Annotated in this window: 20 protein-coding genes and 1 tRNA gene; 10 read left to right on the top strand and 11 right to left on the bottom strand. The window is 72.4% G+C overall.

Going from position 1 to position 19594, the window contains the following annotated elements:
* Positions 1-175 precede the first annotated feature (175 nt).
* From O7622_RS04690 to O7622_RS04675, 4 genes are read left to right on the top strand one after another with little or no spacing between them, the layout of a single operon-like run.
* On the top strand, positions 176-982 hold the full coding sequence (locus O7622_RS04690; protein WP_282312017.1) for a DUF881 domain-containing protein: 807 nt from the start codon (positions 176-178) through the stop codon (positions 980-982).
* Positions 979-2682 (top strand): class E sortase, encoded by a 1704-nt coding sequence (locus tag O7622_RS04685; RefSeq protein ID WP_282312016.1) that lies wholly within the window; start codon positions 979-981, stop codon positions 2680-2682. The genes O7622_RS04690 and O7622_RS04685 overlap by 4 nt, the downstream gene beginning before the upstream one ends.
* Positions 2683-2685: 3 nt before the next feature.
* Positions 2686-2958: a hypothetical protein gene (locus O7622_RS04680; RefSeq protein WP_282312015.1), complete on the top strand. Its 273-nt coding sequence runs from the start codon at positions 2686-2688 to the stop codon at positions 2956-2958.
* Between the two features lie 5 nt (positions 2959-2963).
* On the top strand, positions 2964-3614 hold the full coding sequence (locus tag O7622_RS04675) for an aminodeoxychorismate/anthranilate synthase component II (protein WP_282312014.1): 651 nt from the start codon (positions 2964-2966) through the stop codon (positions 3612-3614).
* Between the two features lie 41 nt (positions 3615-3655).
* On the opposite strand, the gene pknB is transcribed toward O7622_RS04675, so the two are convergent.
* The 7 genes from pknB to O7622_RS04640 all read right to left on the bottom strand — a co-directional run bounded on the left by pknB (position 3656) and on the right by O7622_RS04640 (position 12621).
* Positions 3656-5494, bottom strand: a complete 1839-nt coding sequence (gene pknB / locus O7622_RS04670) for a Stk1 family PASTA domain-containing Ser/Thr kinase (RefSeq protein ID WP_282312013.1) — start codon at positions 5492-5494, stop codon at positions 3656-3658.
* Positions 5491-6876: a serine/threonine protein kinase gene (locus tag O7622_RS04665; protein WP_282312012.1), complete on the bottom strand. Its 1386-nt coding sequence runs from the start codon at positions 6874-6876 to the stop codon at positions 5491-5493. The genes pknB and O7622_RS04665 overlap by 4 nt, the downstream gene beginning before the upstream one ends.
* Before the next feature lies 1 nt (position 6877).
* Positions 6878-8386: a penicillin-binding transpeptidase domain-containing protein gene (locus O7622_RS04660; RefSeq protein ID WP_282312011.1), complete on the bottom strand. Its 1509-nt coding sequence runs from the start codon at positions 8384-8386 to the stop codon at positions 6878-6880.
* The gene (locus tag O7622_RS04655; RefSeq protein WP_282314038.1) at positions 8383-9762 is read right to left on the bottom strand and encodes an FtsW/RodA/SpoVE family cell cycle protein; all 1380 of its coding nucleotides are present in this window, start codon (positions 9760-9762) and stop codon (positions 8383-8385) included. The genes O7622_RS04660 and O7622_RS04655 overlap by 4 nt, the downstream gene beginning before the upstream one ends.
* A gap of 139 nt (positions 9763-9901) precedes the next feature.
* On the bottom strand, positions 9902-11344 hold the full coding sequence (locus O7622_RS04650) for a protein phosphatase 2C domain-containing protein (protein WP_282312010.1): 1443 nt from the start codon (positions 11342-11344) through the stop codon (positions 9902-9904).
* The gene (locus O7622_RS04645; protein ID WP_013283305.1) at positions 11341-11826 is read right to left on the bottom strand and encodes an FHA domain-containing protein; all 486 of its coding nucleotides are present in this window, start codon (positions 11824-11826) and stop codon (positions 11341-11343) included. Before O7622_RS04645 ends, O7622_RS04650 begins: the two co-directional genes overlap by 4 nt.
* 6 nt (positions 11827-11832) lie before the next feature.
* Entirely contained in the window at positions 11833-12621 is a 789-nt protein-coding gene (locus O7622_RS04640) for a DUF3662 and FHA domain-containing protein (RefSeq protein WP_026267912.1), read from the bottom strand.
* A gap of 209 nt (positions 12622-12830) precedes the next feature.
* Between O7622_RS04640 and O7622_RS04635 the strand changes: the two genes are divergently transcribed.
* The 4 genes from O7622_RS04635 (at position 12831) to O7622_RS04620 (ending at position 15589) form a co-directional block, all read left to right on the top strand.
* Positions 12831-12916, top strand: a tRNA-Leu gene (locus tag O7622_RS04635).
* 71 nt (positions 12917-12987) lie between these two features.
* On the top strand, positions 12988-14097 hold the full coding sequence (locus tag O7622_RS04630; protein WP_282312009.1) for an NAD-dependent epimerase/dehydratase family protein: 1110 nt from the start codon (positions 12988-12990) through the stop codon (positions 14095-14097).
* The gene (locus O7622_RS04625) at positions 14094-14900 is read left to right on the top strand and encodes a WecB/TagA/CpsF family glycosyltransferase (protein ID WP_282312008.1); all 807 of its coding nucleotides are present in this window, start codon (positions 14094-14096) and stop codon (positions 14898-14900) included. The genes O7622_RS04630 and O7622_RS04625 overlap by 4 nt, the downstream gene beginning before the upstream one ends.
* Positions 14901-14986: 86 nt before the next feature.
* Positions 14987-15589 (top strand): hypothetical protein, encoded by a 603-nt coding sequence (locus O7622_RS04620; RefSeq protein WP_282312007.1) that lies wholly within the window; start codon positions 14987-14989, stop codon positions 15587-15589.
* Here O7622_RS04620 and O7622_RS04615 read toward each other — a convergent pair.
* The 3 genes from O7622_RS04615 to O7622_RS04605 all read right to left on the bottom strand — a co-directional run bounded on the left by O7622_RS04615 (position 15557) and on the right by O7622_RS04605 (position 17177).
* Positions 15557-15955 (bottom strand): hypothetical protein, encoded by a 399-nt coding sequence (locus tag O7622_RS04615; RefSeq protein ID WP_282312006.1) that lies wholly within the window; start codon positions 15953-15955, stop codon positions 15557-15559. The genes O7622_RS04620 and O7622_RS04615 overlap by 33 nt on opposite strands.
* Before the next feature lie 149 nt (positions 15956-16104).
* Positions 16105-16326, bottom strand: a complete 222-nt coding sequence (locus O7622_RS04610) for a DUF397 domain-containing protein (protein ID WP_013283299.1) — start codon at positions 16324-16326, stop codon at positions 16105-16107.
* The gene (locus O7622_RS04605; protein ID WP_282312005.1) at positions 16296-17177 is read right to left on the bottom strand and encodes a helix-turn-helix transcriptional regulator; all 882 of its coding nucleotides are present in this window, start codon (positions 17175-17177) and stop codon (positions 16296-16298) included. Before O7622_RS04605 ends, O7622_RS04610 begins: the two co-directional genes overlap by 31 nt.
* 708 nt (positions 17178-17885) lie before the next feature.
* On the opposite strand from O7622_RS04605, the gene O7622_RS04600 reads away from it, so the two are divergent.
* Complete coding sequence (locus O7622_RS04600) at positions 17886-18173, top strand: hypothetical protein (protein ID WP_018785581.1); 288 nt, start codon at positions 17886-17888, stop codon at positions 18171-18173.
* Between the two features lie 98 nt (positions 18174-18271).
* Positions 18272-18724: a hypothetical protein gene (locus tag O7622_RS04595; RefSeq protein ID WP_282314037.1), complete on the top strand. Its 453-nt coding sequence runs from the start codon at positions 18272-18274 to the stop codon at positions 18722-18724.
* Positions 18725-18758: 34 nt separating this feature from the next.
* On the opposite strand, the gene O7622_RS04590 is transcribed toward O7622_RS04595, so the two are convergent.
* Positions 18759-19580 (bottom strand): PASTA domain-containing protein, encoded by an 822-nt coding sequence (locus O7622_RS04590; protein ID WP_282312004.1) that lies wholly within the window; start codon positions 19578-19580, stop codon positions 18759-18761.
* Positions 19581-19594 lie beyond the last annotated feature (14 nt).

Here is a 19594-nt window from a genome sequence, read left to right as displayed (position 1 = left end):
CGACGGTCCATGGCCAATAATGTTCGACAGCTAGCGTAGTCCCGACGGACCGTCCAGGCCACGAATGGGGCCAGGCCGGTGCACTCAGTAACCGGAAAGAGCGGACTTTCCGGGTCGAGCAGGTCGGCTCGCACCGGCGCGGGCCGGAACGAGACGACGGGAAAGGGAACGCCCGGTGGAGTACACGTCCGGCGCCGCCTCCTGGCAGAAGGTCCTCCGCCGCGCGGCAGCCGCCCTGCTGCCCCGGCGTGCACGCCAGCGCCGCCCCGGCTGGTCCATCGGCGTACCCCTGATCGCCGCCGCGGCCGGCCTGCTCTTCACCACCACCGCCACCACCGCGGGCGGCACCCCCCTGCGGGAGGACCGCCGGCCCCAGCTCACCCAGCTGATCGAGGACCGCCGCGAGGAGGTCGCGGCCAGCGAGGCGAAGGCCGCCCGGCTCCGCGCCGAGGTGGAGGAGCAGACCGCCGCGCTCGCGGGCGCCGACGGGCCGATCAAGACCGAGCGGGACCGGGCCGCCGCCAGCCGGCAGGGCGCCGGGTTCACAGCACTCACCGGCAGCGGCGTGACGGTCGAGCTAAACGACGCCGACCGCCGCCCCGACCAGCCGCTACCGAAGGGCGCCAGCAACGACGACCTGGTGGTGCACCAGGGCGACGTCCAGGCGGTCGTCAACGCGCTCTGGGCCGGCGGCGCGGAGGCCATGTCAATCATGAACGTCCGCGTGCTGAGCACCAGCGCGGTACGCTGCGTCGGTAACACCCTGCTGCTGCACGGCCGGGTGTACTCCCCTCCTTTCAAGATCGTGGCAATCGGCGATCCCGCGGAACTCCAGCGGGCGCTCGCCGCCTCTGAGGGAGTGCGGGTGTTCAAGGAAGTGGCCGACCACTACCAACTCGGGTACGTCGAGCGCGTCTCCACAGTCACCGTGCCGGCGTTCGAGGACTCCACCGCGCTGCAATCGGCGACGGTGCCCCGGTGACCGGCGGCGACCCCCGGGAACGTACCGGCCACGACCGCCAGGAGGAGCCGACGGCGTTCCTCCCCCGGGTCGAGCGTCCGGCCCCGGCGTCGCCACAGCCGCTCCACCTGCCCTGGCCCGACGCCGGTCCGGCCCACACCGCCCCGGCCCGACACGGCCGGGACACCCGCCAGCCCGCCCCGCCACGGCCCGGCCCACCGCCTTCCGCCCCGCCACGGCCCGCCCCGCCGGTCGCTCCGCCGCCGCCGTGGCCGGGCAGTCAGGCGCACCAGCCGTCGAGCGCCTCCCGCGCCGAGGCCGACTCCCGGTTCCGCCCTCCGGCGAGCGAGCTTCCCCCGAGGGGTACGCCCCACCCGGCCGGCCCGGCACATCACGGCCCCGCGCACCACGGCCCTACGCAGAACGGCCCCGCGCCCGCGCCCCACGGGCCGGCGCAGAACGGCCCTGCGCCCCACGGAGCGGCGCCCCGGGGTGGTTCCGCCCCCGGGATGCGCCCGGCCGCGCCCGGCGACGTCGCACACCGGCCGGGCGAGCGCCTCTCGCGACCGGAGGGGTACGGAACGGCGGGGCAGCAGAACGCCGTCCGCCACTCCACAGGTGGGGCGATCCCGCCCGAGCGTGGTGGACGTGGTGGACAGCCACCGCAGAACGGCACCCGCCCGTGGGAGGCCGGCGGACGCCCGCCGGAGGACGGTCGCCGCCCGGCGGGGAGTGGTGAACGGTCGCCCGGCGTACCCCCGCTCGGTGGGCCGACCGGCGCGGACCGGAACCCTCCGGCCGACCCCGGGGCGACGACTGTGCTGCCCGCCGTCACCCGCCCACCCGCGAACCCCCACCTGGACGCCACCGGGCTGATGGGCGCGGTGCCCCCGCCACCCGACGACGGGGACGGCGGTGGCGGTGGCGCGGAGCCGCCCGCCGAGCCGCCCCGCCCCCGGCGCGGCGAGCGGGTGGTGCAACTGCGGCCCGAGCAGACCGGCGACGGGTACCGCAGCGTCTACTCCGAGCTGACCCGCCCGACAGTCGGCTCCCGGCTGCGCACCCTCGTGCGGGGCACCGGCGAGCTGCTGATCACCTTCGGGCTGGTGGTGCTTCTCTTCGCCGGGTACGAGATCTGGGGCAAGGCGGTCATCGTCGAGGCCCACCAGAACGACCTGAACAGCCAGCTCGCCCAGGAGTGGGGCGCCACCGCGGACCCGACCGTCGGCCCGACCGCCGGGCCCACTGTGAAGCCGAAGCCGCCGGCCAAGGGGAAGCCGGTCGCCGGCCTGTACATCCCCAGGTTCGACAAGCACTGGGTCGTGGTCGAGGGGGTCAGCCCGGAGGACATCCGGTACGCCCCGGGCCGCTACCCGGACAGCGCCATGCCCGGCGAGGTGGGCAACTTCTCCGTCGCCGGCCACCGCATCCGCTCCACGTTCTGGCGGCTGGACGAGTTGAAGACCGGCGACGCGATAGTGGTCGAAACCAAGACGGAGTGGCTCGTCTACCGGGTCTACCAGCAGCGGATCGTCAAGCCGTCCCAGGTGGAGGTGGTCGCGCCGGTACCTGGTAAACCGGGTCAGAAGCCCACCGAGAAGTTGTTGACGCTCACCACCTGCAACCCGAAGTTCGACAACTACCAGCGGTTGATCATCCACGCCCGGCTGGACCACACGCAGGCCAAGTCGGCGGGCCGCCCGGCCGAGTTGGAGGCGTGAGCCGTGTACTCGTGGATCTGGCGCAAACTGCCGTTCGGGCTGCCCGGCAAGCTGTTCGGCTCGCTGGTGCTGGCCACCGCCACCGTCGCGCTGCTCTGGTTCGTGGTCTTCCCGTGGGCCGAGCCGCTGCTGCCCTTCGACGACGTGCAGGTCACTCAGGACTCCGGCGTACCGGGTGACGGTGGGATCACCGAACCGACCGGGCTGCCCGGCGAGGAGGATCTGCCGTACAGCACCGAGACGAACAACGCCCCACCCTCCACCCCGAACAGGTGACAGCGATGCGCGTACTGGTGATCGACAACTACGACTCGTTCGTCTTCAACCTCGTGCAGTACCTCGGCCAGCTCGGCGCCGACTGCGAGGTGCGGCGCAACGACGAGATCGACGTCGCCGAGGTGGGCCGCGCCGGCGCCGCCGGTGTCCTGCTGTCGCCCGGGCCGGGCAGCCCGGACCGGGCCGGCATCTGCCTGGACGTGATCCGCGAGTACGCCGGCAAGCTCCCGATCTTCGGCGTCTGCCTCGGTCACCAGGCGATCGGCGAGGCGTTCGGCGCGACTGTGGCCCGCGCGCCGGAACTGCTGCACGGCAAGACCTCGGAGGTACGCCACGACGGCGTCGGCGTGCTCGCCGGGCTGCCCGACCCGTTCACCGCCACCCGGTACCACTCGCTGGCCGTCCTGCCCGAGACGCTTCCCGACGAGCTGGAGGTCACCGGCCGGACCGCCTCCGGCGTGGTGATGGCGATGCGGCACCGCACGCTGCCGATCGAGGGCGTGCAGTTCCACCCGGAGTCGGTGCTGACCGAGGGCGGTCACCTGATGCTGGCGAACTGGCTGGCCGCGTGCGGCTTCCCGGAGGCGCTGGAGCGCGCCCCGGAGCTGGCCGCCGAGGTCGACGCCCGCCGCCGGGCCGCCTTCTCCCCAGCCTGACGCCCCGCCCGCTGCCGCCGCGTCGGTCGGTCAGGTGGTGGTCAGCGGTCGGTACGGGTCGGGGCCACTGGCGGGAACGGGAAGCCACTGCCGCTGCCGCCACCGCCACCGCCGTTGCCCGGCGTGGTCGGCGTCGTGCTGGGGGTGCCGCTCGGCGTCGGACTTGTGGTCTCCTCCTCGCGCGGCACGTCGACCCTGATCGTCACCCGCTCGCCCTTGGCCAGGCTGGTCCCGGCGCGGGGTGACTGGCTGCTGACCTTGCCCGCCTCGGCCGGGTCGACCTCGTCGCCGTCCTCTACCCGGACCTCGTAGCCGGCCTCCTTGAGGCGCTGCTTCGCCTGGTCCTCGGTGTAGCCGCGGACGTTCGGCACCTCGCTGACGTTGCCACGGGAGACCTTGAGCGTCACCTTGCTGTCCTCGGCGACCGTGCTGCCTTCCTTCGGCGAGACGTCGACGACCTGGTCCTTCGGCGCGCTGTCGTTCACCAGCTCCACTACGGGAACAAGGTTCTGCTCGCGCAGACGCGTCTCCGCGGCGTCCTTGGTGCTGCCCTTCAGGTTGGTCGGGATGGTCACCTGGCCCGGTCCGGCGCAGACGTTGACGGTGACCTCGGTGTCCTTCTCCACCCGCTGGCCGAACGACGGGCTCTGGTCGACCACCGAGCCTCTCTCGCACGTGGTGTTCTGCACCGGGTCGCCCGCGGTGAACCGCAGCCCGGCCTGGGTGAGCGCCGCCTGCGCCTCGGCCTGCGTACGGCCCACCAACTGCGGCACCGACACCTTCTCGTTGCCCGCCTGGTTGAGCCAGAGCGCGGTGCCGAGCGCGATCACCGCGAGCACGCCGAGAGCGGCGAACGCGGCGATGACCCAGGACGAGCTCTTGCGCTTGCCCGGGTCACCGACCCGCGCCACCGGCTGCTGTCGGGTCTGCGGGCCCATCATCTGGGTCTGCTGCGCCTGGTGGTAGCCGCCGCCCGCGGCGGCACCCATCGGCATGGTCTCGTCGGCCGGCATCACCGGGGTGGCGAGCACCGGCCGGCCGGCGGCGGCGCGGAGCAGGTCCGCCCGCATCTCGCCGGCGCTCTGGTAGCGGTTGAGCGGGTTCTTCGACAGCGCCTTGAGCACGATGGCGTCGACAGCGGGGTTGACGTCCGGGTTGATCGTGCTCGGCGTCGGCGGCTGCTCCCGTACGTGCTGGTACGCGACGCTGACCGGGCTGTCCCCGACGAACGGCGGGTGGCCGCAGAGCAGTTCGAACAGCACGCAGCCGGCCGCGTAGACGTCGGAGCGGGCGTCGACCGCCTCGCCGCGCGCCTGCTCGGGGGAGAGGTATTGCGCGGTGCCGATGACCGCGCTGGTCTGCGTCATCGTGGTGGCGCCGCTGGCCAGCGCCCGGGCGATGCCGAAGTCCATCACCTTGACCTGGCCGGTCTGGGTGAGCATCACGTTTCCGGGCTTGATGTCCCGGTGGATGATCCCGTGCCGGTGGCTGAACTCCAGCGCGGCGCACATGTCGGCGCAGATCTCCAGCGCCCGGCGCGGCTGGAGCCGCCCCTCGACGCCGAGGACCTCCTTGAGGGTCCGGCCGTTGACGAACTCCATCACGATGAACGGCAGGGTCTCGCCCGTGGGCGCGGTCTCCTCGCCGGTGTCGTAGACGGCGACGATGGCCGGGTGATTGAGCGAGGCGGCGTTCTGCGCCTCGCGGCGGAAACGCATCTGGAAGGTGGCATCCCGGGCCAGGTCGGCACGGAGCATCTTGATCGCGACATCCCGCCCGAGCCGGAGGTCACGGCCGCGGTGCACCTCGGCCATGCCGCCGTACCCCAGCAGCTCGCCGACCTGGTACCTGCCACCGAGCAGGCGGGCCTGCGCTGTCATCGCGTCTCTCGTCCTTCGCTCGTCGTCGTACCGCCGCCGGCCGGCAGGAGGCGTACCTCACGACGGTACGACGTGCGGACCGGATAGTCGCCTCCGTACGGCTGCACCGCGCCGGAGGTCACGCTCACACTCGCCGGAGCGGATGCGGTAGCACCGTATTTCCGGTACAGGAACGAAATCACGCCCGAGCAGAGGATGACCAGTACGGCCACCACGATCGCAGTCGTCCACAGCCCGGACCGGGAGCGCCGGGGCGGAGCGGCGGCGGGCGGTCGCGCGTACCCCAGGGGGTTGTGCTGGGGCACGGGGCGTGGCTGCGGGATGGGGGCCGCGCCGCGCGGCGCCACCGGCGGGCGGGGCTGCGGGGCGGGGTGCGCGATCACGGCCGGGCGCGGCGCGGCGAGCGGCGGACGGGCCGGGGACACGGGCGGGCGGGGCTGCGGGCGCGGGGCGGCGGCCGGCGGCTGCGGACGCGGAACGGCGGTCGGCACCTGCGCCCGCGCGACCGGCGCGGCGGGCGAGGCGGGTACGCCGGAGATCGGCTGCCCGGAGCGGGCCGCCTGGGAGAGCGCGAGCTTGGCCTGCCGGGAGATGCTCGCCAGCGCGGCGGCGCTCGGCCAGCGCGCGGCCGGGTCCTTCGCCATGGCCCGCTCGACGATCGCCCGGACCTGGGGCGGGATGTCGGCCGGAAGCGCCCGAGGGGTGTCCCGTACGTGCTTCATGGCGATTTCGAGGGGGTTGTCCCCCTCGAACGGGCGGCGGCCGGCCAGGCACTGGTACGCGACCACGCCCAGCGCGTAGACGTCCGAGGCGGGGGTGGCGACAGCGCCGGTGGCCTGCTCCGGTGAGATGTACGAGGCGGTGCCGAGCACCGACCCGGCGGCGGTGAGCTGGCCGACCAGGTCCGAGCGGGCGATGCCGAAGTCGGTGAGCACGAGCGTGCCGTTCGGCCGGACCAGCAGGTTGCCGGGCTTCACGTCGCGGTGCACGATGCCCTTCTCGTGCGCCGCGTGCAACGCGTCGGCGGCCTGCGCCAGCAGCGCCATCGTGCGCGCCGGGGTCAGCCGGCCGACGCGGCTGAGCGTGGCGGAGAGCGCGTCGCCCTCGACGTACTCCATCACCAGGAACGCGATGTGCTGGTCGCTGCCGAAGTCGTAGACGTCGACCACGCCGGGGTGGTTGATGGTGGCCATCGTCCGGGCCTCGCCGCGGAACCGCTCGGCGAAGCCGGGTTCGTCCAGCAGCGCCGGGAGCAGGCTCTTGACCGCGACGGTGCGGCCCAGCACCTGGTCGGTGCCGCGCCACACGTCGCCCATGCCACCGCTGGCGATCCGCTCGTCGAGGCGGTAGCGGTTGCCGAGCTTCACTCCCGGACCGAGCACGTCAGCGCCTCCCGGAGTCGGCGATCGCCGCCGCCATGATCCGGCCGGCGATGCGGGCCGCCTCGGCGCTGCCGCCGCTGCCCGCCTGCTCCAGCTCGACGCAGACCGCGGAGAGCGGCGTGCCGTCCTTGTCCAGGGCGAAGCCGATGAACCAGCCGTGGTCCGGGGTGTTCGGGCCGGACTGGGCGGTACCGGTCTTGCCGCCGACCAGGAAGCCGTCGATGGCGGCCCGGCGGCCGGTGCCCTCCTTCACCACGTTCTGCATCATGTCGCGCAGGTCGGCGGCGACCTGGCCGCTGATCGGGCGGCGCAACTCGCGCGGCTGGGCGGCGTCGTAGACGGTGGTGCGGTCCGGCCCGAGCAGCTGCTTGACGAGGTGGGGACGCATCTGCTTGCCGTCCTTGTTGGCCACCGCGGCGGCGATCATCGCGCCCTGCAACGGGGTCATCCGCACGTTGTTCTGGCCGATCGACGACTGCGCCAGAGCGGCCTGGTCGGTGCTGCCGTCCGGGTTCTGCATGTCGCCGGTGCGGCTGGCCGCCACCGGCAGGCCGCCCTCACCGAGCTGACCGACTGTGAGGTCCTCCTGTTCGAAGCCGAACTGCTTGGCCTTCTCCTTGACCTTGTCCGAGCCGAGGCGTACGCCGAGCTGGGCGAAGCCGGTGTTGCAGGACTCGGTCACCGCCTCCCGCAGCGTCACCTGCGACTCGGGGCAGATCGACGGCGCGGCGTTGCGGATCGGCTGACCGGCGCCGGGCGCTGTGTAGCTGGAACCGGCCGGGATGCGGGTCTGCTGCCCGACGCCGTTCTCCAGCGCCGCCGCCGCCATGATGATCTTGAAGGTGGAGCCCGGCGGCAGCGTCTCGGACAGCGCCCGGTTCGCCAGCGGCCGGTCCTTGTCCTTCTCCAGCGTGTTGTACGCCCGGTCCGCCTCGGTGCTGTCGTGACTCGCCAGCGGGTTCGGGTCGAAGCTCGGCATGGAGACCAGCGCCTGCACCGCGCCGGTACGCGGGTCGATCGCGATGGCCGCGCCCTTGGTCGCGCCGACCTGGTTGTCGTTGAGCTGCTTGTACGCCGTCTGCTGGGCCCCCTTGGAGAGCGTCAGCAGCACGTTCCCGCCGCCGGTCTCGTCACCGGTGAACATGTCCTTGATCCGGCTGGCGATGAGCGCGTCGCTGGTGCCGGCGAGGAAGTCGTTCTCCACCCGCTCGATTCCGCTCGCGCTGCCGTTGACCGGCTTCCAGCCGAGCACGTGCGCGTACATCGCCCCGCCCGGATAGGTGCGCTGGTACTTCAGCTCACCGCCGGTCTCCTTGCTGAGCGCGTACGCGGTGCCGCCGACCTCGATGTTCCCGCGCTTGCGGTCGTACTCGGCGACCTGGACCCGGCCGTTGTAGTCGCTGTTGCGGTACTCGTCGGCCTTGTAGGCCTGGATCCAGTTCAGGTTCGCGAACAGGAGCCCGAACAGGACCATCACGACCACGCCGACGCGGCGCAGGGGGGCGTTCACGGCCGGATCACCTCCGTCGGGGCGCCGTGCAACTGCTCGGGCGGGCCGCCTGCGGGCCGGGCGGCCGGGCCACCCGCGCCGGTCACCGGGCGGCGGGCGCCGTCCGAGACCCGCAGCAGCAGGGCGATCAGCAGCCAGTTCGCCATCAGCGAGGAGCCACCGGCGGACAGGAACGGGGTGGTCTGACCGGTCAGCGGGATGAGCTTGCTGATGCCGCCGACGATGACGAAGACCTGCAGGCCGAGCGTGAACGCCAGACCACCGGCGAGCAGCTTGCCGAACGAGTCCCGCACCGCCAGCGCGGCACGCAGGCCACGCTCGACGATCAGCAGGTAGATCACCAGCAGCGCGGAGAGACCGAACAGGCCGATCTCCTCACCGATGCCGGCGAAGATGAAGTCGGTCTGCACCTCGGGCAGCAGCGCCGGCTGGCCGCCGCCCGGCCCGGCCCCGAACAGGCCGCCGGTGCCGAGCGTGAGCAGGCCCTGCACCAGCTGGTAACCCCTGTCGTACGGCTCGGCGAACGGGTCCAGCCAGATCTGCGCCCGGTCGTAGAAGTTCGCGAACGGGCCGCCCACGGTGCTGCCCAGCACGTACGCCAGGTAGGCGCCGCCGAAGAACAGGATCAGGCCGATGAGCAGCCAGCTGACCCGCTCGGTGGCGATGTAGAGCGTCACCACGAACATGCCGAAGTAGAGCAGCGAGGTGCCCAGGTCCTTCTCGAAGATCAGGACCAGGAGGCTGACCAGCCAGACCACGAGCACCGGGCCGAGGTCTCGCCCGCGCGGGAAGTCGATGCCCAGCACCCGCCGGCTGGCGAGCGAGAGCACCTCGCGCTTGCGCACCAGGTAGTAGGCGAAGAACGTGAGCAGCGCCAGCTTGGCGAACTCACCCGGCTGGATGGAGAACCCGCCGAACTTGATCCACAGCTTGGCACCGTTGATCTCGGAGAACCGGCTGGGCAACACCGCCGGGATCATCACCAGCACGATGCCGGCCAGGCCCAGCGTGTACGCGTACCGGGACAGCGAACGGTGGTCGCGCAGGATCGCCAGCAGAGCGGCGGCGAGCACCACCGCGGCGAGCGTCCAGGCGAGCTGACGGCCGCCGGTGCCGGCGAAGACGGCCAGGTCCTCCCGCTCGGCGGGCGTGGCCTTGGCCAGGTCGTAGCGGCGCAGGAAGCCGACCCCGATGCCGTTGAGCAGCGCCACCGCCGGCAGCAGCGCCGGATCGGCGTACGGCGCCAGCCAGCGGATCACCAGGTGCAGACCGAGGAAGACCAGCCCCAGCGCGGCGGCCGGGATCCAGAAGTCGGGCGTGATCGTGTCCAGCGCCTTCGCCTCGATCATCGCCGCGTACGCCGCGACGAGCACCATGGCGAGCAGGAGCAGGGACAGCTCGGCGTTGCGCCGGGACCGGGCCAGGCGTACGCCGGACTCCTCGCCCGTCGAAGCGGGCGAGGCGGCCGGTACGGCGGCTGCGGTCACGGATACGTCCTCGGGATCGAGCCGGCACTCACTCCGGCGACCGGCAACCCGCCGGGTCGGCCGGCGGAACGGTGTCGGAGGGTACGGCGTCGGGCGTGATGGTCGACGACGGCGTCGGCGCGCCGGGGGTCGGTGAGCCGGCGGGCGGCGCGGACGGTGCCGGACTGCCGCTGGCCTGCGGGTTCAGCGCGCCCGTCGTCGTCACCGGGGTCGGGCTGGTCACACCGGGCGACGGGTCGGGCGGGCAGAGCGGCTTGAGGTTCGGGTTCGCCGGGTCCTCGCTCGTCAGCTCCGCCAGCCGGCGCTCCGCGTCCGGCTCGTTGCGGGCCTGGATGCCCTGCTTCACCCGCTCCTGGGCGGCGAGGGTGAGGTCGTCGAGCCGGGCCTCGCTGCGCGCGTGCACGTTCGACAGGTCCAGCCCGGCGACCTGGCCGGGCACCCCGCGGAAGACCGCGAGCTGGCCGTCGTCGGTGGCGCCGACGTAGTACTGCCGCTGGGTGTACGTCCACCCGCCGAACGCGCCACCGCCGACGATCACCGCGAGCGCCAGCACCATCGCGACGGTGCGCAGCGGCCGGCGGCGACGCCGTTCCGGCTCGTCGTCGCGGTTGTCCACCGGCTCCTCCGGCGCGGGCGGCCGGGGGGCGGACAGCGCCGACGCGCGGGCCGCCGGGGTGGAGTCGTCGGCCGAGGTCGCCATGCCCCGGTCGCGGGCGGCGGCGCCGCCGACGATCGGGGACGCCTCGACGATGTCCTGGTCGGTGGCGTCGGCGATGATCACCGTGATGTTGTCCGGGCCGCCGCCGCGCAGCGCGAGCTGCACCAGGCGTTCCACGCACCGCTGCGGGTCGGGGTACTCCCGCATGGTGTCCGCGATGGTCTCCGCGCTGACCACGCCGGAGAGCCCGTCGGAGCAGATCAGGTAGCGGTCGCCGGGCAGCACCTGGCGGACGCTGTACTCCGGGTCGATGTCGCGGCCGTCGAGCGCCCGGGTGAGCAGCGAGCGCTGGGGGTGGCTGCTCGCCTCCTCCGCGCTGATCCGGCCCTCGTCGACGAGCATCTGGACGTACGTGTCGTCCTTGGTGATCTGCGCGAACTCGCCGTTGCGCAGGAGATAGGCCCGGGAGTCACCGATGTGGACCATGCCGAGCTTGCTGCCGGAGAAGAGGGTCGCGGTGAGCGTCGTGCCCATCCCCTCCAGCTGCGGGTTGGCGTCCACGGTGTCGCGGAGCTGCTGGTTGGCGGTGCCCACGGCGGAGCGGAGCGCGTCGACCAGGGCGTCACCGGGGACGTCCTCGTCGAGGGGCGCCATGGCACCGATGACGATGTTGCTGGCGACGTCACCGGCGGCCATGCCGCCCATGCCGTCGGCCACGGCGAGCAGCCGCGGTCCGGCGTAGACGGAATCTTGATTACCGTCTCGGATCAGACCGCGGTCGCTGTGGGCCGCGTAGCGCAGGGTCAGAGTCATGGCCGTAATTCGAGGGAAGTGCGGCCGATCCGGATCGGCACGCCGAGGGGGACGGGGGTTGGTCCGGTGACCTTAGCGCGATCGAGATAGGTGCCGTTAGTCGATCCGAGGTCCTCGACGTACCACTGCCCGTCGCGGGGCACCAGCCGGGCGTGTCGCGCCGAGGCGTAGTCGTCGGTGATCACCAGGGTCGAGTCCTCGGCGCGGCCGATGGTGATCTGGGCCTCCCCGAGCGTGATCCGGGTGCCGGCGAGCTGACCGGCGGTGACCACCAACTGGTGGGCGGCCCGGCCGCGCTTGGCCTTCGCCGGCTTTCCCGGCTGCCCGGTAGACGCGCCGATCCCCCGCGGCGCGGCCACGAGCCGACCCGACCGGGCACCGGCGAAGAGGTCCCGGCGGATCACGCCGACCACGGTGAACACGAAGATCCACAGCAGGATGAGGAACCCGAACCGGGCGACGGTGATGACGAGTTCCGGCAACGCGGATCAGCCGTCCACGCGGAAGGTCAGCGTCGTGGTGCCGAGCTGGATCATGTCGCCGGGGTTGAGGGCGACCGCCGAGACCCGCTGGCCGTTGACCATCGTGCCGTTGGTGGAGCCCAGGTCGGTCAGCACCACCTGGCCGCCGTCGAAGTCCAGCCGGGCGTGGCGCCGGGAGATGCCGACGTCGGGCAGGCGCAGGTTGGCCTGGTCGCCGCGGCCGATCACGGTCGAGCCCATCTGGAGGGGGTAGGTGCGGCCGTCGCCGGAGACCAGGCGGACGTTGCGGCCGCCGCCGTGACCGGGCGGAGGGCCGTAGCCGCCACCCTGGTCGTACGCCGGGTACGCCGGGCCGGCGTCGTAGCCGCCGGGCGCGGAGACCGGGGCGACGTCCCCGCCGGTGTAGACCTCGGCGGTGACCCGGAACATGCCGGTGTCCAGGCCCTCACCGCGCTCGACCTCGACGATCACGTCGCCGTAGACCGTCCACGCCTGCTCGCCGATGAACTCGGCCTGCGACTGCGCCAGCTCCTGGGCCAGCGCGGCAGCGTACGGCGCCAGCCGACTGTGGTCGTAGGGCGAGAGATCGATCACGTAGCGGTTGGGCACAAGGGTGCGCCCACCGGCCAGGATCGCCTTGTGCGCCTCGGCCTCCCGCTGCATGGCGTTGAGGATCTCCACGGGGTGGACCACCCCTTTGAAGACCTTGGCGAAGGCCCCCTCGACCAGGCCTTCCAGACGCTTCTCGAAGCGTTGCAGCACGCTCACCGGCTCCTCCTCGGGTCCCGAGGCAATGATGGTATCCGGACACCGCCTCCGCAGCTCACACGCCGCTCGGCCGGCTGCCGTCGGCCCGTTCGTGACCAGGCCCGCGGACGTGCTAAAGTTTCGCCCGCCACGAGCGGTGATCGTTCGTGGCGTGGCCAGTGGACAGCGTAATATGGCCCGGCACCCGCCGCAGATGGCGGGCGCGGGATGCGATATGGTGTTCCGGGTCGTGCCACGGGGATGTGGCGGAATGGCAGACGCGCACGGTTCAGGTCCGTGTGTCCGAAAGGACGTGGGGGTTCAACTCCCCCCATCCCCACCAGAACAAGGGCTCCGCACACAGCGGGGCCCTTGCTTCGTATCGGGGCGTTCCGGACGTCACGCTATGCTCCGATGGTTTCCCTGCCTCCCACGGACCAGGAGTGGCGTGTGACTGTCGCGTTGGTGACCGGTTCCGGCGGTCTGATCGGCTCCGAGGCGGCCCGGCACTTCGCCGGACTCGGTCTCGACGTGGTCGGCATCGACAACGACATGCGGCGGTACTTCTTCGGCGAGGACGGCTCGACCGCCTGGAGCCTGGACCGGCTCGCCGCCGACCTCGGCTCCGCGTACACCCACCACGCCGCGGACATCCGCGACCGGGACGGGCTGGAGCAGGTCTTCAAGCGGTACGGCAAGGACATCGCCGTGGTGATCCACAGCGCCGCCCAGCCGAGCCACGACTGGGCCGCCAAGGAGCCGTTCACCGACTTCGACGTGAACGCCGGCGGCACGCTCAACGTGCTGGAGAACACCCGGCGGCACGCGATCGACGCGCCGTTCATCCACTGCTCCACCAACAAGGTGTACGGCGACCGGCCGAACTCGCTCCCGCTGATCGAGCTGGAGACCCGCTACGAGCTGCCCGAGGACCACCGCTGGTACGACGGCATCACCGAGGACATGTCGATCGACGAGTCGCTGCACTCGATCTTCGGCGCCTCGAAGGTCGCCTCCGACGTGATGGTGCAGGAGTACGGCCGCTACTTCGACATGAGGACCGCCTGCTTCCGGGGCGGCACGCTGACCGGCCCGGCGCACTCCGCCGCCGAGCTGCACGGCTTCCTGGCGTACCTGATGCGGTGCGTGATGGAGGGCCGGACGTACAACCTCTTCGGTTACAAGGGGAAGATGGTCCGGGACGCCATCCACTCGCACGACGTGCTCACCGCGTTCGAGGCGTTCTTCCGCGAGCCGCGCTCGGCCCAGGTCTACAACCTCGGCGGCGGCCGGCACTCCAACACCTCGCACATCGAGGCGTTCCGGATCGCCCAGGAGATCACCGGCCGCGAGGCCCGGATCAACTACGTCGAGCAGGCCCGCACCGGCGACCACCAGTGGTACGTCAGCAGCATGGCCCGGTTCGAGGAGCACTACCCGTCCTGGAAGATCACGTACGACGTGCCGATGATCCTCCGCGAGATCTACGAGGCGAACGTCGACAAGTGGGTGCCGAAGGCATGACCACCGGGACCAAGCGCAACGTGCTCGGCGTCGGGGTCGACGCCACCGACTACGCCCGGGCCACCGAGGCCGTGGTGGAGGCCGCGCACGAACGCCGCCCGCTGGCGCTCACCGCGCTCGCCGTGCACGGCGTGATGACCGGTGTGCTCGACCCGGCGCACAACGCCCGGCTCAACTCGTTCGACGTGGTCACCCCGGACGGGCAGCCGGTGCGCTGGGCGCTCAACCTGCTGCACGGCGCCGGGCTCACCGACCGCGTCTACGGGCCGGAGCTGACCCTGCGGGTGCTCGCCCGGTTCGCCGCGGAAGGGCTGCCCGTCTACCTCTACGGCTCCACCGAGGAGACGCTGTCCCGGCTGGTCCCGGCGCTGGAGCGCAAGTTCCCCGCGCTGAAGATCGCCGGGGTCGAGCCGTCCAAGTTCCGCGCCGTCGCGCCGGGTGAGGACGCCGAGATCGCCGACCGGATCCGGGCCAGCGGCGCCCGCCTCGTCCTGGTCGGGCTGGGGTGCCCGCGCCAGGAGGTCTTCGCGTACGCGATGCGCCCGCTGCTGGACATGCCACTGATGGCAGTCGGCGCGGCCTTCGACTACCACGCCGGCCTGCTGCGCAACCCGCCACCGTGGATGCAGCGCGCCGGGCTGGAGTGGTTCTGGCGGCTCGGCCTGGAACCCAAGCGCCTGTGGCGCCGGTACGTCATCCTCAACCCGGCCTACCTGGCCCGGCTCGCCGCCCAGAAGACCGGGCTGTGGAAGGCCACCCCACCGGCACCGGCCACCGGGCGTCCCGCTACGTTCGACGTCTGAGCCGTACCCCTACGGGCCCGGGTACGGGACGAACCGGGGTGCCGTCCCGGATTCGGCGGACGTCGAAACGGGCAAGGCTAGGGGCCATGGATGACCGTCTCGCCCTGCTGCTTCCCGTCGCCGCCGTCTGGCTCGCCGCCGGACTGGTCGCGGAGGGCCTGCCCGGGCTGGACCGCGCCCGCGCGCTGCGCCGGCGTACCGGATGGTTGTCGGTCCTGGTGCTGACCGGCCTCGCGCTCACCGCGGCGGTCCTCGCCGCGGGCCTGCAGAGCGCCGGTGACACCACTGTGGACCGGGCCGCCGCCGCGCTCGGCGTCGCCGCGGTGCCGGCGGCCGTCGTGGCGGTCTGCACGGTACGGCGGGTCCGGCGGCTGCGGTCCGGCGCGGGCGCGTTCGCGGCGGCGCCGGAAACGCCCGCCCCGCACGGGCTGCGCGCGGCGGCAGCGCACCCGCTGATCGCGCTGCCGCTCCAGGCGACGGCGATCGCGGTGCTGGTGGCGGTGCTGCCGGCGGTCGGCGTCGACCTGTTCACCGCGCCGGGCGTCGCCGGACCGGTGATCACCGTCGGGGTGCTCGGCGTGTGCACGATCGGAGTACGCCACGCGCTCCGGCACAACCGGCTCGCCGAGCGGGCGATGCCGGCCGCCGAGGCGGTGTCAGCGCGACCGGCTCGCGCCCTGCACGTATAGCAGTTCCAGGATCGCGCGGGTCGCCTCGAACCAGCGGTCCAGCCAGCCGGGCGGGGGCACGCTGCCCTTCGGGGGCAGTTCCATCAGCAGGCCGCGCAGCAGCGGGTGGTCCACCAGGGACTCCTGCTGCTCGACCGGCCAGCCGCTCGGCGGGAAGGACGGCTCGGTCAGCGGGTTGGGGTCCAGCGACGGCAGGGACAGCGGCGCCGCGGCCTGCTCGGGGACGCCACTCTCGCGGGCGTCCTCGCCGTCACCGGAGACCACCTCGGTGAGGACGGTGTCCCGGCGGGCACCCCGGTACTTGCCACCGAACCGCTCGGGCTTGCCCGGGCCGCTGGTGAGGTTCTCTGAACCGATCGTCGTCATCCGTCTCGCCTGCCTTGTTCGGTTGCCGATCCGTGCGGTTCAACGAGGCGGATCGGAACTGGCGACGGGTGCCCGCCGCCGCACGGGCACGCGGACACGAATGGTCCCGCCCGGCGGCGCTGCCGGGCGGGACCACATCTCGGTGCCGGTCAGCTCCGGCCGAACACGCCGTTCCGGGCGCGGGCGACGAAGGCGTGCCAGTCGCCCGGAGCGAAGACCAGAGCCGGGCCGGTCTTGTCCTTCGAGTCCCGCACCCCGACCGCCCCGGTCACGTACGCGACCTCGACGCAGTTGTCGCAGTTCGGCCCGCTCTTCGAGCTCTTGAACCACGTCGCCTGCGTCAGGTCCACGGGGAACTCCTTGGTCGCCATTTCCACAGTGGCTCCTCTGCCAGTTTCGCGATGTGTGCGATGGACTCCTCCGGGCGCATGGCCGCTGCTCGAATATGATCGAAGATGAAGCTGTACTTCTGCAGTTCGTCACTCTTCTCCAGGAAGAGCCCACCCGTGGCGTTCTCCGCGTACACGACATCGGGATCACTCGGTTCGGGGAAGCTGAGGATCGTGAAGGTGCCGTCCATGCCTGCGTGCGCACCCACCTCGAAGGGCAGGACCTGCACTGTCACGTTCGGCAGTTCAGCCACCTCCACAAGCCGTCTGAGCTGACCACGCATCACCGCGTCGCCGCCAACCGGCCTGCTCAGCACCGCCTCATCGAGCACCACCCACAGATCGACCGGATCGTCCTGCGTCAACAACGACTGACGGCCCAGACGGACACGCACCCGCTGGTCGACCTGTTCGGCGGTGAAGTCCGGTCGTGCCGCCCGGATCATCGCGCCCGCGTACTCCTCGGTCTCCAGCAGTCCCGGCACGACCTGCTGCTCGTACGCCCGGATGGAGCTGGCCGCCGCCTCCAGGCCGACGTAGGCCCCGACCAGCACCGTGCTGTACGGGTGCCACCAGCCCTTCTGCCGGGCCTCGCGGGCGATCTGCACCAGCTCGTCGCTCTCCGCGCCGACCACCCCGTAGATCCGGAGCATGTCGCGTACGTCGCGCGGGGTCGCCGTGGTGTGGCCGGTCTCGATCCGGGAGATCTTGGAGGCCGAGCACTCCAGCTGCTCGGCGACGACTTCGATGGTGATGCCCGCCGCCTCCCGCTGCCGGCGGAGTTCCGCCCCCAGCCGGCGCCGCCGGATGGTGGGGCTGCGCCGTTCGCTCACGGAGTCTCCTCAGCTCGTGACTGCGCGCTCACGGGCGTCCCCTCAGCTCGCGACTGCGGGGCTCGCAGAACCGGCTCACTCCTCGCGCTCACGGTGCCGTCCATCGGCTTGCGGGACCACACTTCACAGTCACCCGGCTACCTCCGGTCGGTCGCGCCCCGGTTCGGCTCCCACCGCGGGCGCGACCGGCGGGCGGCGGGTGTGCGTTCGCGGCAGGGGTGGTGCCGGTCGTCGACCGGCCGCGACGGGCGAAACCGGCGTCCAGTGTGCCGCTCCGATACCTGACGCTTCAAGTTGCGGCGTTCACGTGTCCGACTCACCTATCAGCAAAACTCTACGTGCAACTTGCATGTCGCACGTCCCTGATGCAGTCTGTCTGCATGGCACGGGTTACTCACAGTCTTCGCTTGATCTCCGGACGTGGTGGCACCACGGTCCGCGGGACGGCCGGAGGGGAGCCGTCCCGCGCCCTGCGACCTGCCCCGGAATGAAGACCCCGTCGCTGTACGCCAGCTTGGCTGCGGCGGCGGGAGCGGTAACCGGGAGCAGCCGGGTGATGGTCGGGTGGCGGTCCGCCACCGCGGGTACGGCCCGACCAGCACCGATCCACCGACCGCCGGTCCACGAGGCAGACCCCCCGTCACCGGACCGCACCTGACCACCGTTCAGCCTCGCCGGTCCCGCCGGCCGACCTTCCCAGGAGCCCATGTGCTTCCCCGCTCCGGTGACGTACTGCACGTGACTCGCGCGGCGAGTGTCCAGTTCCTCCGACCGATCATGTTCCGGGTGATCCGGGTGCTCGACTGGCCGACCTACGACGGTTGGCTCTGGCTCGACGGCTACGAGTTGAACGCGGCGGGGGACGCGGTCAACCGGAGGTCGATCTTCGTACTCCAGGAGGGGTTGCGGCAGCTCCAAGCCGCGCCGGCTCCGCGTCAGCACACCGTGCGAACGGCCCGCCGACCGGTGGTCCGGACCCCGGTCCGGGTCGGCTGACCTGACGATTCCCGGTCGGGAGGGCGTGCCGTCGCCATAGAATCGGTACGCCCACCCCGGCACGTTCCACCCCGCGCGTCATGGACCCTGAACCTGGGATGGTCATGGTCAACTTGCCCGCCGCGCGGCGGCACCACCGGTCCCGTATCGGCTATGCCCTCGGGCTCTTCCTCTTCCTCGTCACCGCGACCGCGCTCGCGCTCGCGGTACGTCATCCCGCCTTCTCCGCCACCCAGCAGCTCACCGAGCCCGTACCGGCCCCGGAGATCACCGTTGCGGGTGAGAACGGCCGGACGGAGTCCGGCACGGCCGGCTCCGATGCCGCCCACTCCGACGCGTCGGACGACGATGACGGATGGGCCGCCACCGACACGGCGGAGGACGAGGACGAACCGGCCGCGGGTACCGGGGGCGGCGAGGGCGCGCTCGCCGAGCGGCCGACCGGCGCCACCGACGACCTCAGCCGGTCGCTGTTCTACTCCGGGCTGCTCGGGCTCGCCATCTCCTTGGCCGGGCTGGGCCTGGTCGGCACCCGCAGACGCCAGTGGTGATCGTGGCTGTGGTCAGCCGGCATCTCGGTGATCGTCAGGGTGTCGTGGTCGTCGCCGGGGCGGAGCCCGGAGTGCTCGGCCCGCTCGTCGGCGCGGGTACGGCCACCACGATCGTGACCCGGTCGTCCTCGCCCACCGGGTAACCGGCCTCGGGATCGGTGGAGATCACCGTGCCGGCCGGGCGGTCCGACGCCCGCCGCTGCACCCGGTAGTCCAGGTCCAGCCGGTCGAGCGCCGCCCGGGCAGCCGCCTCCGGCAGCCCCACCAGCGGCGGCATCGGCACCTCCACCGGGGCGGTCGTGGCCGGCGTACTCGGCGGTGAACTGCTCGGCGCGGCACTGGTCGGTGCGGCGGTCGTCGGGGCGGCGCTCGTCTGTGCCGAGACGCTCGGCACCGGCGGTCCCGGATCGGAGTTCCGGTCGGCGGCGCGCAGCGCCAGCCACACGCCCGCCCCGATCAACCCGAGCAGGAGCAGCGCCAGGATGCCGAGCAGGATCGGCATCCACCAGCGGCGCCCGGCCTGCTCGTCGCCGTACCACTCGCTACCGGGCTCGGGATAGCCCGCCGGACGTGGTGGCGGCACCCCGGCCCGGCCGGACCAGGCACCCACCGGTTCCTGCGGGGTGGTCGCGTCGACCGGACGGCGCGACCCGCCCTGTCCTGCCGGTCCGCCGGGCAACGGACAGGTGGCGTCGCCCGCGTCGCTCGGCAGGGCGCGGGTCGCCTCCACGTCCTCCTCGGCGGCGTTTCGCGGCATCGCCCGCGTGGCGTCGGCGTCGTGCCCGGCCGCGTCGCGCGGCAGCGCCCGGGTCGCGTCCGCGTCACCGGCGGGTGGTTCCTGACGGTCGTCGCTCATGGCACGTCCTTTCC

The sequence above is a fragment of the Micromonospora sp. WMMD1076 genome, assembly GCF_029581475.1.
In the GTDB taxonomy this organism is placed as follows: Bacteria; Actinomycetota; Actinomycetes; order Mycobacteriales; family Micromonosporaceae; genus Micromonospora; species Micromonospora aurantiaca.
This window is presented reverse-complemented; position numbering and strand designations above follow the sequence as displayed.